The sequence below is a fragment of the Dyadobacter luticola genome (genome assembly GCF_005860805.1).
GTDB lineage: Bacteria > Bacteroidota > Bacteroidia > Cytophagales > Spirosomataceae > Dyadobacter > Dyadobacter luticola.
In genome coordinates this window covers 1,662,190-1,683,271 of the sequence record NZ_VCEJ01000002.1, presented here as the reverse complement: position 1 = coordinate 1,683,271, position 21,082 = coordinate 1,662,190, and the positions used below count along the sequence as shown (strand labels likewise).

General features: G+C 48.0%; 16 protein-coding genes. 14 read left to right on the top strand and 2 right to left on the bottom strand.

Going from position 1 to position 21,082, the window contains the following annotated elements:
* Window positions 1–46: 46 nt before the first annotated feature.
* The 7 genes from FEN17_RS07075 to FEN17_RS07045 all read left to right on the top strand — a co-directional run bounded on the left by FEN17_RS07075 (window position 47) and on the right by FEN17_RS07045 (window position 12,287).
* Window positions 47–406: a hypothetical protein gene (locus FEN17_RS07075; protein ID WP_138364572.1), complete on the top strand. Its 360-nt coding sequence runs from the start codon at window positions 47–49 to the stop codon at window positions 404–406.
* 65 nt (window positions 407–471) lie between these two features.
* Window positions 472–1,776: a Gfo/Idh/MocA family protein gene (locus FEN17_RS07070; RefSeq protein WP_138364571.1), complete on the top strand. Its 1,305-nt coding sequence runs from the start codon at window positions 472–474 to the stop codon at window positions 1,774–1,776.
* A gap of 105 nt (window positions 1,777–1,881) precedes the next feature.
* Window positions 1,882–2,895 (top strand): GntR family transcriptional regulator, encoded by a 1,014-nt coding sequence (locus tag FEN17_RS07065; RefSeq protein ID WP_138364570.1) that lies wholly within the window; start codon window positions 1,882–1,884, stop codon window positions 2,893–2,895.
* Window positions 2,896–3,021: 126 nt separating this feature from the next.
* On the top strand, window positions 3,022–4,047 hold the full coding sequence (locus FEN17_RS07060; RefSeq protein ID WP_138364569.1) for a Gfo/Idh/MocA family protein: 1,026 nt from the start codon (window positions 3,022–3,024) through the stop codon (window positions 4,045–4,047).
* Between the two features lie 260 nt (window positions 4,048–4,307).
* Window positions 4,308–7,289: a SusC/RagA family TonB-linked outer membrane protein gene (locus FEN17_RS07055; protein WP_138364568.1), complete on the top strand. Its 2,982-nt coding sequence runs from the start codon at window positions 4,308–4,310 to the stop codon at window positions 7,287–7,289.
* Between the two features lie 30 nt (window positions 7,290–7,319).
* Window positions 7,320–8,837, top strand: coding sequence for a RagB/SusD family nutrient uptake outer membrane protein (locus tag FEN17_RS07050; protein ID WP_138364567.1), 1,518 nt, complete (start codon window positions 7,320–7,322; stop codon window positions 8,835–8,837).
* 90 nt (window positions 8,838–8,927) lie between these two features.
* Window positions 8,928–12,287, top strand: coding sequence for a VCBS repeat-containing protein (locus FEN17_RS07045; RefSeq protein WP_138364566.1), 3,360 nt, complete (start codon window positions 8,928–8,930; stop codon window positions 12,285–12,287).
* A 7-nt stretch (window positions 12,288–12,294) separates the two neighbouring features.
* Here the strand turns inward: FEN17_RS07045 and FEN17_RS27970 are convergent, their stop codons facing one another.
* On the bottom strand, window positions 12,295–12,531 hold the full coding sequence (locus tag FEN17_RS27970) for a type II toxin-antitoxin system HicA family toxin (RefSeq protein ID WP_138364565.1): 237 nt from the start codon (window positions 12,529–12,531) through the stop codon (window positions 12,295–12,297).
* Window positions 12,532–12,533: 2 nt separating this feature from the next.
* Complete coding sequence (locus tag FEN17_RS07035) at window positions 12,534–12,926, bottom strand: hypothetical protein (RefSeq protein ID WP_138364564.1); 393 nt, start codon at window positions 12,924–12,926, stop codon at window positions 12,534–12,536.
* Window positions 12,927–13,138: 212 nt separating this feature from the next.
* Between FEN17_RS07035 and FEN17_RS07030 the strand changes: the two genes are divergently transcribed.
* The 7 genes from FEN17_RS07030 (at window position 13,139) to FEN17_RS07000 (ending at window position 21,027) form a co-directional block, all read left to right on the top strand.
* Window positions 13,139–13,432, top strand: a complete 294-nt coding sequence (locus FEN17_RS07030; RefSeq protein WP_138364563.1) for a type II toxin-antitoxin system HigB family toxin — start codon at window positions 13,139–13,141, stop codon at window positions 13,430–13,432.
* 20 nt (window positions 13,433–13,452) lie between these two features.
* The gene (locus FEN17_RS07025) at window positions 13,453–13,833 is read left to right on the top strand and encodes a helix-turn-helix domain-containing protein (RefSeq protein ID WP_138364562.1); all 381 of its coding nucleotides are present in this window, start codon (window positions 13,453–13,455) and stop codon (window positions 13,831–13,833) included.
* Window positions 13,834–13,840: 7 nt separating this feature from the next.
* Entirely contained in the window at window positions 13,841–15,454 is a 1,614-nt protein-coding gene (locus FEN17_RS07020) for a tannase/feruloyl esterase family alpha/beta hydrolase (RefSeq protein ID WP_138364561.1), read from the top strand.
* A 126-nt stretch (window positions 15,455–15,580) separates the two neighbouring features.
* Window positions 15,581–17,365: a hypothetical protein gene (locus FEN17_RS07015; protein WP_205748105.1), complete on the top strand. Its 1,785-nt coding sequence runs from the start codon at window positions 15,581–15,583 to the stop codon at window positions 17,363–17,365.
* 87 nt (window positions 17,366–17,452) lie between these two features.
* On the top strand, window positions 17,453–17,875 hold the full coding sequence (locus tag FEN17_RS07010; protein WP_138364560.1) for a helix-turn-helix domain-containing protein: 423 nt from the start codon (window positions 17,453–17,455) through the stop codon (window positions 17,873–17,875).
* 64 nt (window positions 17,876–17,939) lie between these two features.
* Window positions 17,940–18,284, top strand: coding sequence for a GIY-YIG nuclease family protein (locus tag FEN17_RS07005; protein ID WP_205748104.1), 345 nt, complete (start codon window positions 17,940–17,942; stop codon window positions 18,282–18,284).
* Between the two features lie 289 nt (window positions 18,285–18,573).
* Window positions 18,574–21,027 carry a heavy metal translocating P-type ATPase gene (locus FEN17_RS07000; RefSeq protein WP_138364559.1) on the top strand — a complete coding sequence of 818 codons (2,454 nt, stop codon included), beginning with the start codon at window positions 18,574–18,576 and terminating at the stop codon, window positions 21,025–21,027.
* The last annotated feature ends 55 nt before the right edge of the window (window positions 21,028–21,082 follow it).

Genomic DNA, 21,082 nt, shown 5'->3' with positions numbered 1-21,082 from the left:
AGTTCGCCATTTGCGTGTGGCTTTCTTTGTATACATCAACGGCGAAATGGAATTAATCATCATCCAAATATCTTATCTGGTACAAGCAGGGGCAGTTTTTCTGCTCCTGCTGATCGGCTACAAAACCATCCGGGCCATCAGTTCGCCGGCACAGTCCATGACCCAGCGCATCCTGAAACACGGCTCCAAAGCAAAAGCCAAGGTACTCAGCGCCGAGCCTTCCGCATCTACTCAGGGCGACAACAAAATCAAGCTCCTTTTACAAGTCGAACCCGAGCGCGGCCGCAACTTCATCGTCGAAATCTTCACCGACGAATATTCCAAAAACCTGCACCCCGGCTCCACCGTCACTGTGATGTACAACCCGATCAACCACGAGCAGGTGGTGCTGGCCGACAAGATTTAGCACGGGTAATAAGTCCTTCCAACCGTCTTTCAATCAATAAGCAAACCGGTTTTTACTTATTGATCATGACCAATTCCAGACGAAAATTCCTTGCGTCCGCATCAGCCATCGCCGCCGGTGCCGCTATCCTTCCCAAATCTTTATCCGCATTTCCTAAGATCCGCACTGCCGCCGACAACATTCGTGTCGGAGCCATCGGCGTGCACGGCATGGGCTGGTCGGATTTGACGGCCATCCTGAAAAATCCGGGTGTTGAATGTGTTGCTTTGTGCGATGTCGATAAGAATGTGCTGGACAAGCGTGTAGCCGAACTTTCAGCGAAAGGTGCGACCGTGAAAGCGTATGCCGATTACCGTAAATTGCTGGAAGACAAGAATGTAGATGCCGTAGTGATCGGTACCCCGGATCACTGGCATTGCCTGATGATGGTGGAAGCCTGCAAAGCTGGAAAGGATGTGTATGTTGAAAAACCGATCGGAAATTCGATAGCCGAATGTCGCGCGATGGTGGCGGCGCAGCAGAAATACAAGCGTGTGGTGCAGGTAGGGCAGTGGCAGCGGAGCCAGAAACATTTCCGCGATGCGATGGAATTTGTGCATTCCGGCAAGCTCGGCAAGATCCGCCTCGTGAAAGTATGGTCGTATTTCAGCTGGGTGACGCCGATCACGAAACTGCCTGATGAAAAAGTCCCGGCAGGCGTCGACTATGATATGTGGCTCGGCCCCGCGCCGAAGCGACCGTTTAATCCCAACCGTTTCCACTTCAATTTTCGCTGGTTCTGGGATTACGCCGGCGGCCTGATGACCGACTGGGGTGTGCATTTACTGGATTATGCGCTGCTGGGGATGAAAGCCGACATTCCAAACAGTATTATGGCAGCAGGCGGGAAATTCGAAAGCCCGAATTCAGGCGCGGAAACACCTGATACACTGACAACTGTATATGAATTCAATGACTTCAACATTCAGTGGGAGCACGCCATCGGGATTGACGGCGGGCCCTATAGCCGCCAGCACGGCATTGCATTTATCGGGAACAATGGTACCCTGGTGCTCGACCGCGAAGGCTGGGAAGTGATACCGGAAGGCAAGCGAATGGAGGCGGTACCCGTGCAAAAATCTTCGGATAATGGTCTGGACCTGCATGCGACCAACTTTATTGAAGTAGTGCGCTCGCGGAAAATGGAAGATCTGCACGCACCGGTGCAGGTTGGGGCGGACATTGCGGTGTTTGCGCAGATGGGAAACATTGCTTTCCGCACCGGCAAGAAAATTTATTGGGACAAACAAAAAGGTAAATTCAATGACGAGGAAGCGAACAAATTAATCGCGAAAGAATACCATAACGGATATAAATTTCCGGCTGCTTAATCGATACGATTTACGTATATACGCATCTCTAAAAATCGGGGTCTTTCATGCTTTGCAGACTGCTTAATCTTTTAAATATCTTTAAGCAGTTTTGTACAAACCAGCATGAAAGACCTTATCCAAATCGACGCGCGTTCCAGGGAGCCGAAGTACCAGCAGATCCTGAACGAAGTGATTTCCTCCATCGAAAAGGGGACGCTCAACCACGGGCAGCAGCTTCCCTCCATCAGTGAATTGTCCAACTGGCAGAATGTGGCCAAAGTTACCGTTGCCAAAGCTTATGAGGAGCTCCGGCAGCGGGGGGTTATCCTGGCGAAACATGGAAAGGGTTTTTATGTGGCCAATACCGAAGTACGCGGCGTGCTGAATATTTTCCTGCTGTTTGATACGCTCAACCCCTACAAGGAAACATTATATTTTGCCCTGAAAGCCGGCCTACCCGAGAATACCCGTCTGAACCTCTTTTTTCATCATTACGACCGGCATCTTTTTGAGACGCAGATCAGCAATAACCTCAGTAACTACAATTATTTTGTGATCATGCCGCACTTCAATGAAGATGTGTCGGCAGTGATCAACCGCATTCCGAAAGATAAACTGGTGATCATTGACAAGTCTGTCGACGGCGTCACCGGGACTTATGCAGCTGTTTATCAGGATTTTGAAAATGACATTTACAATGCACTCACATCCGGGCTGGATCTTTTGAAAAAATACAAAAAAGTGACTTTGGTACTTGCGAGAGGACAATTCCAGTTTGTCCCCGACGGGATCATCAAGGGTTTCAAAAAGTTTGCAAAACAACAGGAGATCAAGTGCGCCATCGTAGATAACCTTGTTTCCGGCAGTTTCAAAAAAGGGGAGGCCTACCTGCTTTTTTCTGATCGGGATATGATCAGTTTTGTGAAAGAAGTGCATACGCTGGGCTGGAAACTGGGCAAAGACATTGGGCTGATCTCCTATGACGATACGCCGATGAAGGAAATCCTGGAAGGCGGTATCACGGTAATTTCCACTGATTTTGAGGGTATGGGCCAGACACTCAGCAAAATGATCAGCCAGAAACAGCGTCAGAAAATCGCAAACCCTTCGGCGCTGATACGGCGCAAATCTTTGTAGCTATTTTACGGAATGCACTATTCTGTGAAAATTTAATATCTTTGGGTGGACCGGTAGAGTACAGTAGAGATGTAACCGGCGGATGCTAATCTTGCATTCAAAAACCAAAGATACCTTACCCCTTATATGAAAATTTACAAGTTTGCAGTCCTCGGGACTGGCTTCTGGTCCACTTACCAGCTGGCTGGCTGGGGTGAACTGGAAATTGTCAAACCAATCGCTTTCTACAACCGCACTTTGGAAAAAGCCCGCGCACTTGCGGAGCAATATAATGTGGAGCACATTTACGACAATGTAGACGAGCTGTTGGAAAACCATGCCGGCGAGCTGGATTTCGTGGACATTATCACCGACGTCGATACCCACGAGCTTTTCACATTGAAAGCAACGCAGTACGGTTTGAATGTGATCTGCCAGAAACCGATGGCGCCGACGTTTGAAACTGCTGAAAAAATGGTCTCAGTGTGCCAGAAAGCGAATGTTGCTTTTTACATCCACGAAAATTTCCGTTTCCAGGCGCCGATCCGCAAGCTGAAAGAAATCCTGGATTCGGGTGTAATCGGGAAAGTATTTAAGGCGAATGTGGCGTTTTGCTCCGGTTTTCCGGTTTTTGATAACCAGCCTTTTTTGAAAGAGCTCGATCAGTTTATCCTCACGGACATCGGCTCGCACGTGCTGGACATTGCGCGGTATTTGTTCGGGGAGGCGAAGACTTTATTCTGCCACACCGCGCGAGTCAATCAGGAAATCAAAGGCGAAGATGTGGCTAATGTGCTGATGCAGATGCAGAACGGCATTTCCTGCTATGTCGAAATGTCGTACGCGACGATCGCCGAAACCGAGACTTTTCCGCAGACGCTGGTAAGGGTGGAAGGGGAAAACGGATCGATTCAATTGCTGCACAATTTTGAAATCAGGGTTACTACCCGCTCGGGCACGACGGCCGTACACGCCGGGCCTGTCATGTACCCTTGGGTCGATCCGGCTTATGCAGTCGTGCATTCCTCCATCGTCGATTGCAACCGGAATATCCTGCAAAATATGGAAGGAAAAAGCCCCGCCGAAACCATTGGCACAGACAATCTCGAAACAATTCGACTCGTACACGCAGCCTACCGCTCTGCCCGGGAAAACAGGGTGATCGTGTTCTGATTTCTCTTCTTTTTCTTCGTCCCGAAAAATTTTTTAAAAATTTTGCTTTAACGATTAAAAGTAGTTTAAAGGCCTTAAAGTGGCTCAAATTGCTCAGAAGCGGGTTTTCTTTTCCATCCAATTATCCTACTTTTTCTTTAAATCAAAAAAGACAGTACAGTACAGTTGTGTTGAATGTTGTTTATCATATATTTAGATGATTTTTAGAATTATTAGGAGTAAAAAATACCCGATTTTCTAAACCCGATAAACGATAACCTATGAAGGAACAACATTACTCTGTCGGCAGGTACTTATTCGTGCTTGCCCTTTTGCTCTGTTTCGGTCTGGCGCGCGGCCAGTCGAAAATAACCGGGAAGGTGGTCGACGCGAAGGATAATTCCGGGATCCCCGGTGTGAACATTATCATCAAAGGCACCTCGACGGGCACGGTCACCGACACCGACGGTAATTATTCTTTGAATGTGCCGGACAACAATGCCGTGATCGTCTTTTCCTTCACCGGCTACACTTCCCAGGAAGTGACTGTCAGCGGAAAGTCGGTCATCGACATTAATCTCGAACCGTCGTCCAAGCTGCTCAGCGAGGTGGTGGTGGTAGGTTATGGTACCCGTAAAAAAAGTGATTTGACCGGCTCCGTGTCGCAGGTTGGTACCAAAGACTTTAAAGACCAGCCGGTAACCAGGCTCGAAGAAGCACTTCAGGGACGGGCTTCCGGGGTATTGGTATCCAAAAGCTCGGGAACACCAGGTGGTGATATCAAAGTAAGGATTCGTGGTGTGAACTCCATTACCGGTAATAACCAGCCACTGGTGGTCGTCGATGGAATCATCGGGTTCACGATGAGTTCTGTCAACCCCAATGACATCGAATCCATGGAAGTACTGAAAGATGCGTCGGCAACCGCCATTTACGGTTCCCGCGGCTCCAATGGCGTGATCCTGATCACTACTAAAAAAGGTACAGACAAGCCACGCGTTGATCTGGATGTATTTACCGGAATTTCGACGGTACCTAAATACATACCGATTTTAGGCGCAGCCGATTTTGCGCGTATCGAGAATTCAAGAAGGGCCAGGACAGGCGGTTCACCGGTGTTTACGGATAGTGACATTGCGGCATTGCAGGCGAGCGGCGGTACGGATTACCAGCGCGCTTTGTTCCGCACCGGCAAAACCAACAACATACAGGTTTCGACCAGCGGAAAATCCGGCAAGGTTACCTATTATGTATCTGGTAACTATATGAAGCAAGATGGAATTGTGATCACCACCGGATATACCCGTATTTCAGGCAGGTCAAACATCTCGATGGATATCAATAGTAAGCTGAAAGTGGGTCTCAATATGTTTGCAACCCGCGAAAACAGGCATAATGAGGTTGGAGGCGCCGGTGCTGGCTCACCCATTTTGCAAACACTTACCTGGGACCCGACTACGCCGATCAGAAATGCACAGGGAGGTTATAACAATTATTCGCTGATGGCGCTTGCCCACCTTGCCTACAATCCGATTGCAGACATGGAAACGCGTGACCTCAACCGGATTGATGACAAGCTGAATACCAACATCAACTTGTCTTACAAGATTTTGCCTAGCCTTAACTTCACGGCTGTGGCTGGTTTCGGAACGACAAATTCGACCAATGAAAGGTATTTCACCACGCCGCCGCTTCCGTACGCTTATTTCAACAGCGATAAAAGCTCTGGCATACAGCTGAGTAATATCCTTACTTATGAAAAAGATTTTGGTAAACACAATGTGAAAGTTACCGGACTTTATGAAATCCAGCAGGGTGATTACAGGGGTAACTCTTACTCGGCCAGCAACTTCCTGGTACCAGGCGGCTTTTATCTGGCGGAACTTGCTGCCGGTAAACAAATCGGGAATGATTACAGCAAGTCGGCCATCGAATCATTCATGGGCCGGGCAGAATATATCTATAACAACCAGTTCTTCGTAACCGGTACTGTACGGAGAGATAAATCTTCCCGTTTCCGTGACGGCAACAATGTGGGTATTTTTCCTTCTGTGGCATTGGCTTACAACCTTTCTACTTTGCCTTTTCTTTCTAATACGCCTGTAATCAGCAATCTTAAACTGCGTGCAGGCTGGGGCCAGGTGGGTAACCAGGATGTAGCGCCTTACTCTACCTATCCGAGTGTAAATATCAGCGGAGGTTATCCTTTCGATGGAAGTACGCTCACACCGGGATCACGCCCGGATGGATATGGTAATCCTGATCTGAGCTGGGAAACAACGACCCAATATAATGGAGGTGTGGATCTGGGCTTGTTCAGCAACCGTGTCAGCGTGACTTTGGATGTTTACAAGAAAAATACGACGGATCTGTTGCTCAATGTGCCTGTTCCCAACTTTGCCGGAGGTGGTTCGGTGTACCGTAACGTTGGTGAAGTGGCCAATCATGGTATCGACCTCGGAATTGCCGGATCGGTGATCAATACTAAAGACCTGCGCTGGGATGCGAATATTTCTATTTCGAAATTCAGGAACAAAGTGGTTTCACTAGACGGACGGTCCGAAATCCAGGGTAACTTTTACAATGCGGATGGTAGCGGCCGGCCTCTGAACATTATCCAGAAAGGTCAGCCTCTGGGACAGTTCTACGGAGAAACTTTCCTGGGTACCTGGAAAACGGCCGAAGCGGATGCAGCGCTTAAATTGGGTGCGGTTCCCGGTGATTCCAAATACCTGACCGACTCTGCCGGTAACACCATCCTGAAAGCAATTGGAAATGGTACGCCAGGTTTTATCTGGGGTTTCAACAACACCATTACCTACAAAAACTTTGACGTCAATATCCTGATCAACGGGTTGGGACATTATCAGATCATGAATGTGACCAACGGGATCATTGTGGGCGCTACGGGCGAGCAACGCAGCTATATGTCGCCGTCGCAGCTGAACCAATGGACGCCTGAGCATGAAACAGATATCCCTGCCGGTGGCCAGAACCGTACCGCGTCTTCGCGATATGTGGAAAATGGTGCATTTGGTCGGTTAAGCAATGTAGCGATCGGCTATACTTTTAAGAAAATCAAGGGGATCCAGTCATTGAAGATTTATGCGAGCGGCCAGAACCTGCTTTTGATTACGGGCTTCTCGGGATATGATCCTGAAAGCAGTGACGACGGCAGCAGCAATGACCAGGCGTCGGGTGTACAGGTAGGTACATACCCCAACCCGCGCACGGTAACGTTAGGCCTGAAACTTGGTTTTTAATTTGACCCAAAAATTTAAATATTCAGAAAAATGAGAGATAGCACATATAAAAAATGGATCGGTTGGGAGAAGCTTTTAATGGCCGGGGCCCTGCTTACCCTGGCTGTTTCCTGCGCAGACCTGGACGAAGATCCTACGAAATCGAGGCTTGCGCCAGGATCGTACACCAATCAGGCCGAGTTGGAATTGGGCGTAACCGGATTGTATACTCAACTCAACGGAATGGCGAGAATGACCACCTTCGTGGTATCCGGCTGGGGAGGAGATGATATTACAACCCATAAAGTAAGTAACAAGGCCGATTTCCGGGAATATGACCAGCGTGTCGTATCACCGCTGAATGCGCGGTCGGCCAGTAACTGGCAGAACATTTATTCCACCGTCCGCGCTGCAAACAGCGTTTTGGCCAATGCCAAAGATCTGGTGCTGCCAGACATGAATGTGCAGAACCGCCTGATCGGAGAGGCCTATTTCCTTCGCGGACTCATTTATTTTCACCTTACCCGTATCCACGGAAGGTTGCCGCTTCAATTACAACCGGATCCGATTGTAGATCTGCCGCTTGCAAGCCAGGCCGAGGTATATCAGCAAATAGAGTCCGATTTGAAACAAGCTGAAACATTGCTTCCGGATGTATATCCCGGCGTACTGGAAGGTGCGCCGAGACCCAACAAAGGTTCGGCGAAAGCAATTCTTGCGCGACTATATCTGGACTGGGGTGGATTTCCTGCAAAAGACCAGTCTAAATATGCGCTTGCCGCTGCGAAAGCAAAGGAAGTGCTTGACAATAAGGCAACTTACCACTTTGCTTTGCTGCCAAACCTGGAAAGCCTCTGGACCATTGCGAATCGCTTCAATTCTGAAAGTGTTTTTACAATTGCATACAATGTATCGTTGAACGTACCAAACCAGAAGTTTGGGAAACTGGGACACCCTGCCGATTTATTGGGATGGCAGGAAACTTTTGCGGAGATCCGGTTTTTCGAGGATTTCCCGGAAGGACCTCGTAAAGAAGCTACTTACCGCACGGAATATGATTGGGAGAACTTTTCCGATCAGGCCAACCCGGTTTTCAAAAAAATCGTTGGTCCTCCCGGCGACATCCCGCTTGACCTTTTCAGCACCAACCGCAATGACTATTACATGCGTCTGGCCGAGGTATACCTGATCTACGCAGAAGCATCGGGCCGCGCAGGAACAGTGACCCCGGCCGCCTGGGAAGCATTAAATGCGATCCGTCGCCGTGCCGCCGGAAAGCCTTTTGGCACACCGGATAAAACAGTTGACTTAACCTCCGGTGACATTGCCGAGCTCGCTTACACCGAACGCAAGTGGGAATTTGCAGGAGAATACCTGCGCTGGGCGGATCTGGTGCGGATGGAACGTGTGAAAGAAGCATTAAGCAACCGTAACCCAAGAGTTTCCAAAAACAAAGCGGGCGAGTTGCTCAAAGAAGCAAACCCGATCATCGGCTCGCTGGAAACCAGCAATTATTTTGCTCCGATCCCGCAAAACGAAGTTATGCTAAACCCTAAACTGGGCCAATAAAACGGCCTGAAATGCTGCAATGTGATGGGGTAACACTACCTCATCACATTGTGGCTTTAGTACATTTGAGAAACCATTGATTTTTGACCGATGACCCGCCACTTTTTGTCAAGCTGTGTTCCGATTTTCTGCCTCGCAGCATTGTTTTTCTCCTGTAAAAAATCCGGGGAGGACAAGCAGCAGGAAAAGCTTTTTCAGTCTGTTTCTGCGGCGGAGTCGGGTGTGAGTTTTGTGAACCAGCTTACCGAAACCATCGACAACAACTATTACAAGCACATGTACACCTACATTGGCGGTGGCGTGGCGGCGGGGGATTTTAATAATGATGGGCTGGAAGATTTATTTTTTGTTTCAAATCTGAAAGACAACAAGCTGTATCTCAACACAGGTAATCTGAAATTTAAGGACATTACCAAAGAGTCCGGGATTGTAAAACGACCGGGTTTCGATGCCGGCGTGGCTGTGGCCGATGTGAATAATGATGGCTGGCTGGACATTTATATTACCCGCGGCGGCTGGGACGATCGCGACAACAAGTTCGCTAACATGCTCTATATCAACAATGGTAAAAAAGCATTGCCCGATGGTTCGTCGATCGTAACATTCACCGAGCGCGCGGCTGAGTTTAATCTGGCAGACGATAACCGGGGTATTCAGTCCACCTTTTTTGACTATGACCGCGATGGCGATCTGGATTTGTATATTTCCAATGCGCCTGATTTTAAGGAAAGAGAAACCCGCCTGGCCGATCTCGCCAATGTGCAGACCGCGGCAGAAACGGCCGCCCACAAAGGCAGCGACCGGTTGTACCGCAACGAGGGCAATGGAAATTTCACGAATGTTTCGGAGCAGGCTGGTATCAAACCCGATATTGGTTTTGGGTTAAATCCGCAGGTCGGCGACCTGAATAATGACGGCTGGCTGGATGTATATGTCTGCAACGATTTCCGGATCCCCGATTTTGTGTATATCAATAATAAAAACGGCACATTCAGAGAAGGCCGGAATGAAATGCTGCGCCACATGTCGTTTAGTAGCATGGGCAGTGACATTGCGGATGTGAACAACGACGGCCTTTTTGATCTGTACACACTCGATATGAATCCCGAAGATTACGTCCGCTCGAAAACCACGATGGGATTGACGGATCCGGCGCTTTTTGACCAGATGGTGGCGAAAAATTACCACCATCAGTACATGCACAACATGCTGCAAGTCAGCAACGGAAACGGTACATTCAGTGAAATTGCAAACATGGCCGGGGTGGCCAATACGGATTGGAGCTGGGCGGGTCTGATGGCCGATTTTGATCTCGACGGTTTCAATGATATTTATGTCACAAATGGTGTTTTCCGCGACGTGATCGACCGTGACCGGAATAACGAAATCCTGGCGATTGTACGTCAAAAAGGTAAACAGCCCAGCGAAGCCGAGCTGCTGGATTATGCCAAAATGCTGCCCCAGGTGAAAATCGGCAACTACATTTTTCGAAACCGCGGCGACCTGACTTTTGAAGATATGTCCAAAACCTGGACCGACTCGGTGGGTACTTTTTCGAATGGCGCTATCTACGCCGACCTCGACAATGATGGTGACCTGGACATTGTTGTAAATAATATGAATGATCCGGCCACAATCCTGAAAAACGTCGCTGCCGAGCAAAAGACGGGCAGTTTTTTGAAAGTAAAATTAAATGGTCCGGAGAAGAACAAATTTGGGCTGGGGGCGACGGTAAGTCTGTTTTTGAAAGACAGCACGGTGCAAGTCCGGCAAATGATCCCGTCACGCGGGTTTCTATCCAGTATGTCGGGGAATCTGCATTTTGGTTTAGGAAAAAATAGCGGTGTCACAAAGCTGGAAATAGTCTGGCCGGATGGAAAACAGCAGGTGATTACAGGTAACATTGAACCAGGTAAAATATTGCCGCTCAATTATTCAGATGCTGGTCCGGTCGTAGAAAAACAACAGGACGCTAACCTACTTTTTACCGAGCAGGATTTTCCTTTCCAGCATTCCGATCCGGCATTTGATGATTTTCAGAAACAATTGCTGCTTCCTCAAAAACTTTCACAAACCGGCCCCGGCGTCGCGGCAGGCGATGTAAATGGTGACGGTTTGGAAGATGTTTACCTAGGCGGCGGACATACGCAGCCGGGACAGTTACTGATCGCGGATGCGGTCGGGAGTTTTAAAAAAGTCCCCGTCCCGGCATTTGAGACAGACCGGGATTATGAGGATACCGGTGCCTGTTTTCTGGATTTTGACAAAGACGGTGACCTGGATCTGTTTGTCGTCAGTGGCAGTTATGAGTTTGATGGCTTTTCAACATTGCTGATCAATCGGCTGTATATCAATGATGGAAAAGGAAATTTCAAGCGCTCCGAAGGCATAGTTCCTGAAATTCCGGCAGCTTGTTCGGTGGCCAAAGCAGCTGATTATGATGGCGATGGTGATATAGATTTGTTCGTCGGTGGCCGCGTAACGGAGGGTAAATATCCTTACCCGCCGGTTTCTTTTTTGCTCAAAAATGAGGGCGGCAAATTTACAGTGGTCACTTCGCAGGATGCGCCTGACTTACGGAATGTCGGGATGGTGACAGATGCGGAGTGGGTTGATATAGATGCCGATAAAGACCTGGACCTGATAGTGACCGGCGAGTGGATAGGGATTGAAGTTTTTGAAAATAACAAAGGGAAATTCACCCGCAGTGACAAATACAACGCATTAACCCAGGCAAAAGGCTGGTGGAATAAACTCAAAATTGCCGACGTAGACGGTGATGGCGATCTGGATATCATCGCCGGAAATCTGGGCCTGAATTACAAATTCAAAGCAAGTGAAAAGGTGCCTTTCCTCGTTTATGCCAATGATTTCGATGCAAACGGTACCGTCGATGTGATCCTTGCGACACATTACGGGAACAAGGAAGTGCCCGTGCGGGGCAGGCCTTACATTGCGTTGCAAATGCCGGGAATTGGTTCGAAACTGACGACATTCAAAGATTTCGCCAGCAAAAGCATGGAAGACCTGCTAGGCCCGGAACTGAAAAACGCCTTACGCTACGCCGCGACAGAATTCCGCTCAGGAATTTTTATCAACGATGGCGGCAAGTTCACTTTCAATGCGTTCGAAAACCACGTCCAGCAATCACCAATAAATAGTATTCTTTACGAAGATTTCGACCAGGACGGCGTGCGCGATCTGCTGCTGGCAGGCAACAACTACATGCCCGAAATCGAAACCACCCGCTCTGACGCCGGAAACGGAGCTTTTTTGAAAGGATCAGCAGGCGGCAAATTCAAGTTTGTAGCGAATCGTTTGACGGGCTTTCACGCGATGAAAGACGTCCGTAATCTGATATTCCTGAAAGCAAAATCTGGCGGTAAAGTGTTGGTTGTCAATAACAATGATCGGCATGAACTGTTTCAAATGAACAATCCTTTGCAGTAGGCGTGGATCAATTTTCTTCAATCCACTTATACAAATATTCTATGGATAGCTTCATACTATCCAAATTGGTCCGAATGTGAAGTGCCGGAATTTCTTTTTCAGAATGACGGAAAGTAATTGTTCGAAAGCAGCCCGGACATTTCCATTTTTCATGGGAACCGTCCTGATGCCTGCTTTTCATACAACCGTGCGCTTCTAAAAAACGAATCCAATCCTTCGTTTTTACAGGTCGGTTATTTCCCAATGTTAAGCAGCCTGTAACGTGGTTTTTTTAACTTTTTCTGGAAAATCGAAGTTTTTGAGGACGCCGCCGTTGTCGATATAGGAAGGTGATAATGGATGTTCAAAATGAAAATCGCCGCTCCATCCGAGATTGTGCAATTCCTGATGACGCTCGGCCTTTTCAAGAGCGAAGAAATCTGAGAAGAATGTATCGAGGTTTTCGCTTAGCGATTCGAGCGCCTCGGTCTCGGTTCTGCCGTAGCCAGATACATTAAGGGATGGGACGATACTCACAATAAAATCGCCCTGCGTTCCGGTAAACATGGCGAGCTGGCCGCTCAAACCGTCATGATGCAGCTCCAAAATTTCAGAATCAATCTCGGAAGCGGAGCTGATAAAGCGAAGATTACTTTTCATAGTTACAGTGTGAATTTGAAGTAAGATGTTTGCCGGAGGCATTGAAAGTGTTCAAATATAGCAAATTGGAGATTGAATCGTCGATTTTTATTGATACAAAAACCACATAAGTTGGTTATCTGCCAACTAATCCATACCTTTGAAATGCTACGTTCTGTTGATCATGAAAATAATTTAAACTTCTTTTTCAATTCAAAGAGAGAATGTAAAGCATGACAATTATTCAATTGCGCCGGTTAGATCAATTTGCGAGAAAGCATTCCGATTCCAGTAAAAGTTTGAGCGTTTGGAGGACTGTTGTAGGAAATGCAACCTGGAAAATGGGCGCGGATGTTTTGAAAGATTTTCCGACTGCTTCGATTATTAATGGCAGTCGCGCCAGGTTCAAAATTGTCGGAAATAAATACCGGTTAATCGTGGAAGTGGATTATACTGATCAGATTGTAGAGATCAGATGGGTTGGCACACACGCTGAGTATGATGTAGTTGATGCATTAACTGTTTAATTATCTTGTCTCAAAAGGTTATGGAAACAATAAAACCAACCTGGTTTTTGATTGAAGCCGAAGAAGAATACGAGCTTGCCCTTGCCAGGTACCAGGAAGTAAAAAATGCCATTTCCGGATCGGAGGAGCATAAAGAAAAGCTCCTGCTCGCGCACCTGATTTCGGATTTTGAAAATAAGACAACCGAATTACCGGACGTAGATCCGATTGAGCTCATCAAGATCCGGATGGAAGATTTTGGCTATAAAGCTTCGGACCTGGCAAATGAGTACGGTGACAAAGGCACGATCAGTAAGGTATTAAACTATAAACAAAGCCTTTCCCTTACAATGATCCGCAAGTTCAGCCGGCTTTTACGTATTCCTGCGGAGGCGCTGATTAGTGAATATCAGTTAAAATAGCGCGGAAATGTTCTTGTCTAAACCTACCTTCTGGCTGGCGCTTTCGCTGACCATATGCCTCAATTTTTTATTGTCAGCTTTTCACGTGGCTTTCGGCCAGGCCAACCCCGACTGCAACTGCGCCGAACTTGCGAAAGCAACATTCCCGAACACTACCATCACCACTGCTGAATGCATCCCCGCCGGAACATTCACATTGCCAGGCAGTACGCAGAGTTTTTCGGACTTACCTGCCTTCTGTCGTGTGGCTTCAACATTGAAGCCTACTTCTGATTCCAACATTCGGATTGAAGTGTGGCTGCCGCAAAGTGGGTGGAATGGACGGTTTCTGGGAACAGGAAATGGCGGTGGCGCTGGAGGAATTGCATATGGCGCGTTAGTCAATGGTTTGAAAAAAGGCTTTGCGGTGGCCAATACCGATATGGGGACTTCTCCGGGAGCTAATGAAATTGTCGGGCATCCAGAAAAGTGGGCGGATTTTGGGTATCGGGCTACGCATGAGATGACGGTGACCGGAAAGCTGATCACCGAGGCGCATTACAAGCAGCGGATCAAACATGCGTATTTCACGGGCTGCTCCACCGGCGGGCAGCAGGCTTCGATGGAATCGCAGCGGTATCCCGATGATTATGATGGCATTCTGGCAGGTGCACCGGCCAATAACCGCACGCATTTGCATACCATGTTTGTCTGGAATTTGTGGGTGACCAATGATGCGGCCGGAAGTGCGTTTTTGCCCAAAGAAAAAATAGCGTTGATCACCAATGCCGTCGTGAAAGCTTGCGCCGGAAAGGACGGCGGCGCGCCGGGAGATCACTTTCTGACCGACCCCAGCGCCTGTCATTTTGATCCTAAAACATTGCCGAAATGTCCGGCCGGGACGGATGATGGCACCTGCCTGACTGCACCGCAACTGGCAGCGCTTAAAAAGCTTTATCAGGGCCCGGTCAACCCACGTACCGGCGAGCGCATTTACACACCCATTCCACTCGGAAGTGAAAATTCATCGGCCGGCGTGGAAATGCAGCAGAACCCCGATGCCTCTCCAAAATCACTCTTTTATCAGTATAAATGGGCTTTTGGAAATGAATTTGACTACAAAACATTTGATTTTGACAAAGACCAGGACAAGCTGGATGCGCAACTGGGACAGATTTTAAATGCAAATAATACCGACCTATCACCGCTCAAAAGACGAGGCGGGAAAATCCTGATGTACGCCGGCATGGCCGATCCGCTGGTGCCTTACCAGGATGCCGTCAGCTACTACGATAGAGTTGTCGCAGCCCAGGGAAGTCTGGAAAAAACGCAGGATTTTTTCCGTTTTTTCCTTGTGCCCGGCATGGCACATTGCGGCGGCGGGCCGGGTTTGAATGATTGCGGCGATATGCTTTCGGCCCTCATTAAATGGGAAGAGGAAGGTACCGCGCCGCAGCAACTCATGGGTACCGCTTTTGTGGATGCCAATCCAAAAAATGCCGTGCGTTTCAAACGTCCGCTTTTTCCTTATCCAGAACTGCCTGTTTATCAGGGTGGCGATGTGAATTCGCCGGAAAGTTTTAAAGGTGTGGCTTTTCCGGATCGCAAAGTCGTCGCCCCGGCAGCGCGGTATCTCAAATAATTCTCCCGCTACAATTTTTATGATGTTTATCAGGAATGCAGCCCACCTGCATCAGCTTCCCGGTAGCGATTAGCCGCTAGTTTTGACCTTGAAATCAAGAGGTCCAAACTTTAATCTGAGGCTGAAATGCATACTTTTCATATCCCTGTGCTTGGGCTGGGATACTCCGTCGATACCCCCATCAAAGTTGCCCATCTGGGCATATCTTCCGTTGCTTCCATTGTGGACGATGAAATGATCGAGCGCATGCGAAAGCACCATAGCATTGAAAATGAGGAAGATTACATTCCGATTCTGACGAATGAAGCGGATTTTCGTAGTCGCCGGATCACGGCTTATCTGAACCTTATGGAGCGGATTGTGGAGAAAAATTTCCAGCATTTGCGCCGGCAGCCTTTTACAAAAAGCTCCGAAATCACCCGCTACTTTGAGCTGCTTCCCGAAACTTCTTCCCTGAAAAAAAGGTACCTCCAAATGTTGCAGGCAGAGCGTGTGGAAGAGCGGATCTGTATGGAGGAGGAGCTGCGGAACCGGCTCGTGAAAGGTGCTATCGACGTGAATATTATGTCGAAAGTGGACAAGCTGAACAAGAATGTGCACGGAGAAACATTGCCGGATGAATTTTCGGATGCCTGCGCTGCCTTGCGCGGTTTTGCCAACAGTTCTTTGCAATCTTCGCTGGTGCTTTCGGCGGGTATGAATCCCCGGTTATATAATTATCTCGATCGTTTTTCAGATTTTTTTCCAAACGAAAAAGGACATTTTAAAAAGAAGATCATCCTCAAAGTGAGCGACTTCCGCTCTGCTTTTATCCAGGCAAAATATTTGGCAAAAAAAGCGATCTGGGTCTCCGAGTTTCGCATTGAATCCGGGCTGAATTGCGGCGGGCATGCTTTTGCGACTGACGGTTATTTGCTAGGGCCGATCCTGGACGAGTTCAAATCCAGGAGAAAGGAAATGCAGGCGGATCTTTTTTCAATGTACCAAAAAGCACTTTCGGAGAAAGATATTTTCTTGCATGCTGCTCCTGGTCAGCGTATTACGGTGCAGGGCGGCATTGGTACGGCAGAAGAGCATCAGTTTTTGCTGGATCATTATGAAGTGGATGCAGCAGGCTGGGGGAGTCCTTTTTTACTCGTGCCGGAAGTGACGAATGTAGATGATGAGACGCTGCGAAATCTGGTGGAAGCCCAACAGTCTGATTACTATATCAGTAACTCCTCGCCGCTGGGTGTTTTGTTCAATAATTTTAAAAAAAGTACAGCAGAAAAACAGCGCCTGGATCGCATCGCGAAGGGCCGGCCAGGGAGTCCATGCAAGAAAAAATACCTGGTTTCCAATACCGAATTTACCCGGGAGCCGATCTGTACCGCCTCGCGGCAATACCAGAATTTAAAGATCAAACAACTGCAAACCTTAGACTTACCGGTCGACGAATACGAGCGACAAGTCCACGCGGTGACGGAGAAACTATGCCTTTGCGAAGGATTAAGCACCGCGACATTGATCCGGAATCGCGAGATTAAACCGCGGGAAAATCATGCGGTGGCGATCTGCCCGGGACCTAATCTGGCCTGGTTTTCAAATGTTTACTCGCTGAGCGAAATGGTGAAGCATATCTACGGAAAGACGGACCTGCTTACTGGCGTCGACCGGCCGAATATGTTTTTGAATGAGCTGAATTTGTACGTCCAATATTATCAAAAGGACCTGGAAGCGTTAATGCTGCAATTCAGCGAGAAAAAGCAGAAATATCTGGCGAAGTTTCGGGAGCAACTGCTCAGCGGCATTGCCTATTACAATGAGCTTTTTCCGCAAATGACAATTCAATTGAAAACAATCGAGCTTGCATTGACATCCGAAGGGGCTTTGCATAGCTATGAGGCGCCGGTACCTGTGAGTATCGGGTAGGTAACTTACATCGCAAACGCTGTAAATTACCAGACAACTTCCCGCCGGATTTATATAAATTGCCCTTTCAACAAAATAGCGCATGATATGACACATACTACCTCCAAACCCGGCATCCACGAAGGCCGCAACCTGAAACGCTTCCGTGAAATGTTGGGCATCAAACAAGACTTCCTCGCCTTCGAACTGGGCCAGGATTGGAACCAGCAAAAAGTTTCGCTGCTGGAACAAAAGGAAAAAATTGATTCGGATATCCTGGATCAGGTCTCCGCTATTCTAAAAATCCCTTCGGAAGCAATCCGGAATTTCGACGAGGAAAAGGCGGTGAATATTATTTCGAATACGTTCGATAATGGCTCCATGCTAAATGCTATTAATAACAACCCTACTTTTCATCCGATCGATAAATTGATGCAATTGCACGAAGAAAAGATTGCGCTTTATGAGCGGATGTTGAGGGAGAAGGAGGAAATGATGGGACGATTGGAGCGGTTGATTGAGGGGAAATAATAAGGATAAGTTATACCGCTCAACATGACGAAAGCATACACTTTTTAACACTGAAAACCACACTATGCAAATACACTCCTACTTCGTTTACATCGTCAAATGCTCCGATGGCAGCTACTACACCGGCATCACAAACAATATGGAGCGCCGGGTTGCTGAGCACAACTCCGGCCTCGACCCATTTTGCTACACATTCAAACGCCGGCCCGTTGAGCCGGTTTTCTCTTGTGAATTCAATGATCCAAACCAGGCAATTGCTTTTGAGAAGCAAGTAAAGGGTTGGGGTCGGAAGAAAAAGGAAGCACTTATTGCTGACAAGTGGGATGACTTGAAGCCGCTTGCGGAGTGCCGGAATGGGAGTCATTGGAGGAATTGGGGTGTTGGGGATGTAAATGATGTAATAATGTAAATACGTGACCGGGAATCGTTCAGAAGCAAGTTTTAGTGCCGTCATGCTGAGCGGAGTCGAAGCACGTTTCTGGTTGGGCAGGGTGCAAAAAGGCATTGTGCCGAGCCAGTAGCGTGCTTCGACTCCGCTCAGCATGACAACTTCAAAAAAACTACATTTAAATTAGAAAAAGATCATACACTCAAAAGCTGACAAATGTCAGCTTTTTTCATTCCCACCATCATCCTTCCAAAAATCCGCCTCCACCACCTTTGCGACGCAGTAATCCTGCCCAAACAACGCAAAGCCCATGTACACGCTCCATCGCGAAACGCTCGAAAGAGAAACCTCAACCAAACACACCTGCTACCACTGCGGAGAAGAATGCAAAGACGAAATCATCAGCAAAGACGATCACGAATTCTGCTGCGATGGCTGCTATAATGTTTACGACTTACTGAAAGGAAGCGACTTATGTGGTTATTACAGCATTGAGCAAGCCGGTGGCATTTCGCCAGACAAAGGATATTTTAATGGAAAGTTCGATTACCTCGACCTGCCCGAAGTGCGGGAAAAGTTGCTGGAATTTACGGATGGGCAGCTGGCGCGGGTGAATTGGCTGGTGCCGAAGATGCATTGCAGCTCTTGTATCTGGCTTTTGGAGCAGCTTTACAAATTCAATCCCGCGGTCAGGAGCTCGGTCGTGAATTTTCCGGAAAAGAAGGTCAGGATAACCTTTGAGGCGGACGAAATAAAGCTGAGTGAGTTGGCAGCACTGATTTCGCGCATCGGGTATGAGCCCTACATTAGTTTGAATGATCTGGAAGGCCGGCAGATTAATAAATGGAACCGGACTCGGCTTTATAAAATTGGGATTGCCGGGTTTTGTTTTGGTAACATTATGATGCTCAGCTTCCCGGAGTATTTTCACCTTGGGAATTCCGGCTCGGATCAGGACCTGCGGGTTACTTTTGGCTTTCTCAATCTGGCACTAAGTCTACCAGTCCTCCTCTATTGCGCCAGCGATTTTTTCAAATCGGCCTGGGCGGCTTTGAAAGGTAGATATCTCAACATTGACGCGCCGATCGTGCTGGCTTTGCTGAGCATTTTTGGTTTGAGTTTGTATCAAATCCTTTCTGAAACTGGCCCCGGTTATTTCGATTCGCTTACTGGCGCCGTGTTTTTCATGCTGGTCGGGCGGTTTTTTCAGGATAAAACTTATGACGGAATTTCCTTTGACCGGGATTATAAATCATACTTCCCCGTGGCAGTTTCAGTTATCAAAGATGGTGTCGAACATCGCACGCCGGTTACGGAACTGCAACCCGGTGACATTATTTTTGTACGCAATGCCGAGCTGATACCCGCTGACGCTGTGCTACTTAGTCCCGACGCCTGGATCGATTACAGTTTTGTTTCGGGTGAGGCGGAGGCTGTGGCGAGGAAGCGTGGCGAGACGATTTATGCCGGTGGCAAACAAACCGGCCCGGCGATCGAGCTGGAAGTCTTGCGGCAAGTTTCGCAGAGTTATCTCACGCAGCTTTGGAATAATGACGCATTTTCAAAGGAAAAAGAAGACCAGAAAAAAACGCTGGCCACGCGCATCAACCGCTACTTTTCGACGATCGTGTTGATCATTGCGTCCGTTACTTTTTCAGTCTGGTTTTTTGCTAAAAATGATCCCCAAACTGCCTTCCGCGCATTTACAACCTGCCTGCTGGTAGCCTGCCCCTGCGGACTTTTATTTTCCTCGACATTTACCAATGGAAATATTCTCAGTCTGTTTGGAAAAAACCGCTGCTATCCCAAAAATGCCGATGCCGTAGAAAGGTTATCTCACATTGACACAGTCGTTTTTGACAAAACCGGCACGATCACGCAATCTGAAGAAGCTGACATTGAATTTATTGGAGAGACATTTTCGGAGGAAGAACTGGTCATTATCAAAACCATCGCAAGCCAGTCCTCGCACCCGCTGAGCCGGATGATCGTGGCGGAATTGGCAAATGTGAAAGCGAGCAAACGGATTTTGGTCGACTATGCCGAGGTCAGCGGCGCGGGTATACAGGCCTGGTGGGGTTCAAAAGAAGTCAGGCTGGGCTCGGCTGCGTGGGTGGGTATTTCCAGTGAAATTCAGAAGGAAAAATCTTCTTCCAGGGTTTATGTCTCGATTGACCAACACATTTTAGGATGCTTATCGATCCACATTCAATACCGTGAAAATTTACCAAAAGCCATCTCGGAGTTACAGAAAAGCAGTTTTCAAACCTACTTACTCTCCGGCGACAAGCCGACTGATACAGAACTTTTGAGCAATATTTTCGGCAATGAAACGAATTTATATTTTAACCAAAAACCGGATGAAAAGCTGCATTTTATCGAAAACCTGCAAACCCGACTACAACGCAATGTTTTAATGATCGGTGACGGATTGAACGATGCGGGCGCGCTGCGGCAAAGTAATGTGGGCGTGGCGGTTTCAGATGATACCAATAACTTTTCGCCTTCCTGCGATGTCATCATTGAGGGAAAACAACTTTCGCAGCTGCCCGGATTTATCAAACTCGCCCGTGCCGGACAGAAAATCATCAAAGCCAGCTTCGCTATCTCGCTGATCTACAATATACTGGGACTTACTTTCGCGATTGGCGGCAAGTTATCTCCGGTACTCGCCGCGATCCTGATGCCCGTCAGCCTGATCACCATTGTCGGCTTCACGACGCTTGCCAGCAACCTTGCGGCGAGGCGGATTTTCAAAAACTGACCAAAGTCATATTCGATGGTGGTCGCCGTCATCATTCCCGCCGCCGCCATCGGGT

Excerpts from the sequence above, each read along its gene's own strand:
- FEN17_RS07015 (WP_205748105.1), top strand. The coding sequence starts at position 15,581 with ATGCATACTTTTCATATCCCTGTGCTTGGGCTGGGATACTCCGTCGAT.
- FEN17_RS07020 (WP_138364561.1), top strand. The coding sequence starts at position 13,841 with ATGTTCTTGTCTAAACCTACCTTCTGGCTGGCGCTTTCGCTGACCATA.
- FEN17_RS07045 (WP_138364566.1), top strand. The coding sequence starts at position 8,928 with ATGACCCGCCACTTTTTGTCAAGCTGTGTTCCGATTTTCTGCCTCGCA.
- FEN17_RS07060 (WP_138364569.1), top strand. The coding sequence starts at position 3,022 with ATGAAAATTTACAAGTTTGCAGTCCTCGGGACTGGCTTCTGGTCCACT.
- FEN17_RS07055 (WP_138364568.1), top strand. The coding sequence starts at position 4,308 with ATGAAGGAACAACATTACTCTGTCGGCAGGTACTTATTCGTGCTTGCC.
- FEN17_RS07010 (WP_138364560.1), top strand. The coding sequence starts at position 17,453 with ATGACACATACTACCTCCAAACCCGGCATCCACGAAGGCCGCAACCTG.
- FEN17_RS07025 (WP_138364562.1), top strand. The coding sequence starts at position 13,453 with ATGGAAACAATAAAACCAACCTGGTTTTTGATTGAAGCCGAAGAAGAA.
- FEN17_RS07070 (WP_138364571.1), top strand. The coding sequence starts at position 472 with ATGACCAATTCCAGACGAAAATTCCTTGCGTCCGCATCAGCCATCGCC.
- FEN17_RS07000 (WP_138364559.1), top strand. The coding sequence starts at position 18,574 with ATGTACACGCTCCATCGCGAAACGCTCGAAAGAGAAACCTCAACCAAA.
- FEN17_RS07050 (WP_138364567.1), top strand. The coding sequence starts at position 7,320 with ATGAGAGATAGCACATATAAAAAATGGATCGGTTGGGAGAAGCTTTTA.
- FEN17_RS07075 (WP_138364572.1), top strand. The coding sequence starts at position 47 with ATGGAATTAATCATCATCCAAATATCTTATCTGGTACAAGCAGGGGCA.
- FEN17_RS07035 (WP_138364564.1), bottom strand. The coding sequence starts at position 12,926 with ATGAAAAGTAATCTTCGCTTTATCAGCTCCGCTTCCGAGATTGATTCT.
- FEN17_RS07065 (WP_138364570.1), top strand. The coding sequence starts at position 1,882 with ATGAAAGACCTTATCCAAATCGACGCGCGTTCCAGGGAGCCGAAGTAC.
- FEN17_RS07005 (WP_205748104.1), top strand. The coding sequence starts at position 17,940 with ATGCAAATACACTCCTACTTCGTTTACATCGTCAAATGCTCCGATGGC.
- FEN17_RS07030 (WP_138364563.1), top strand. The coding sequence starts at position 13,139 with ATGACAATTATTCAATTGCGCCGGTTAGATCAATTTGCGAGAAAGCAT.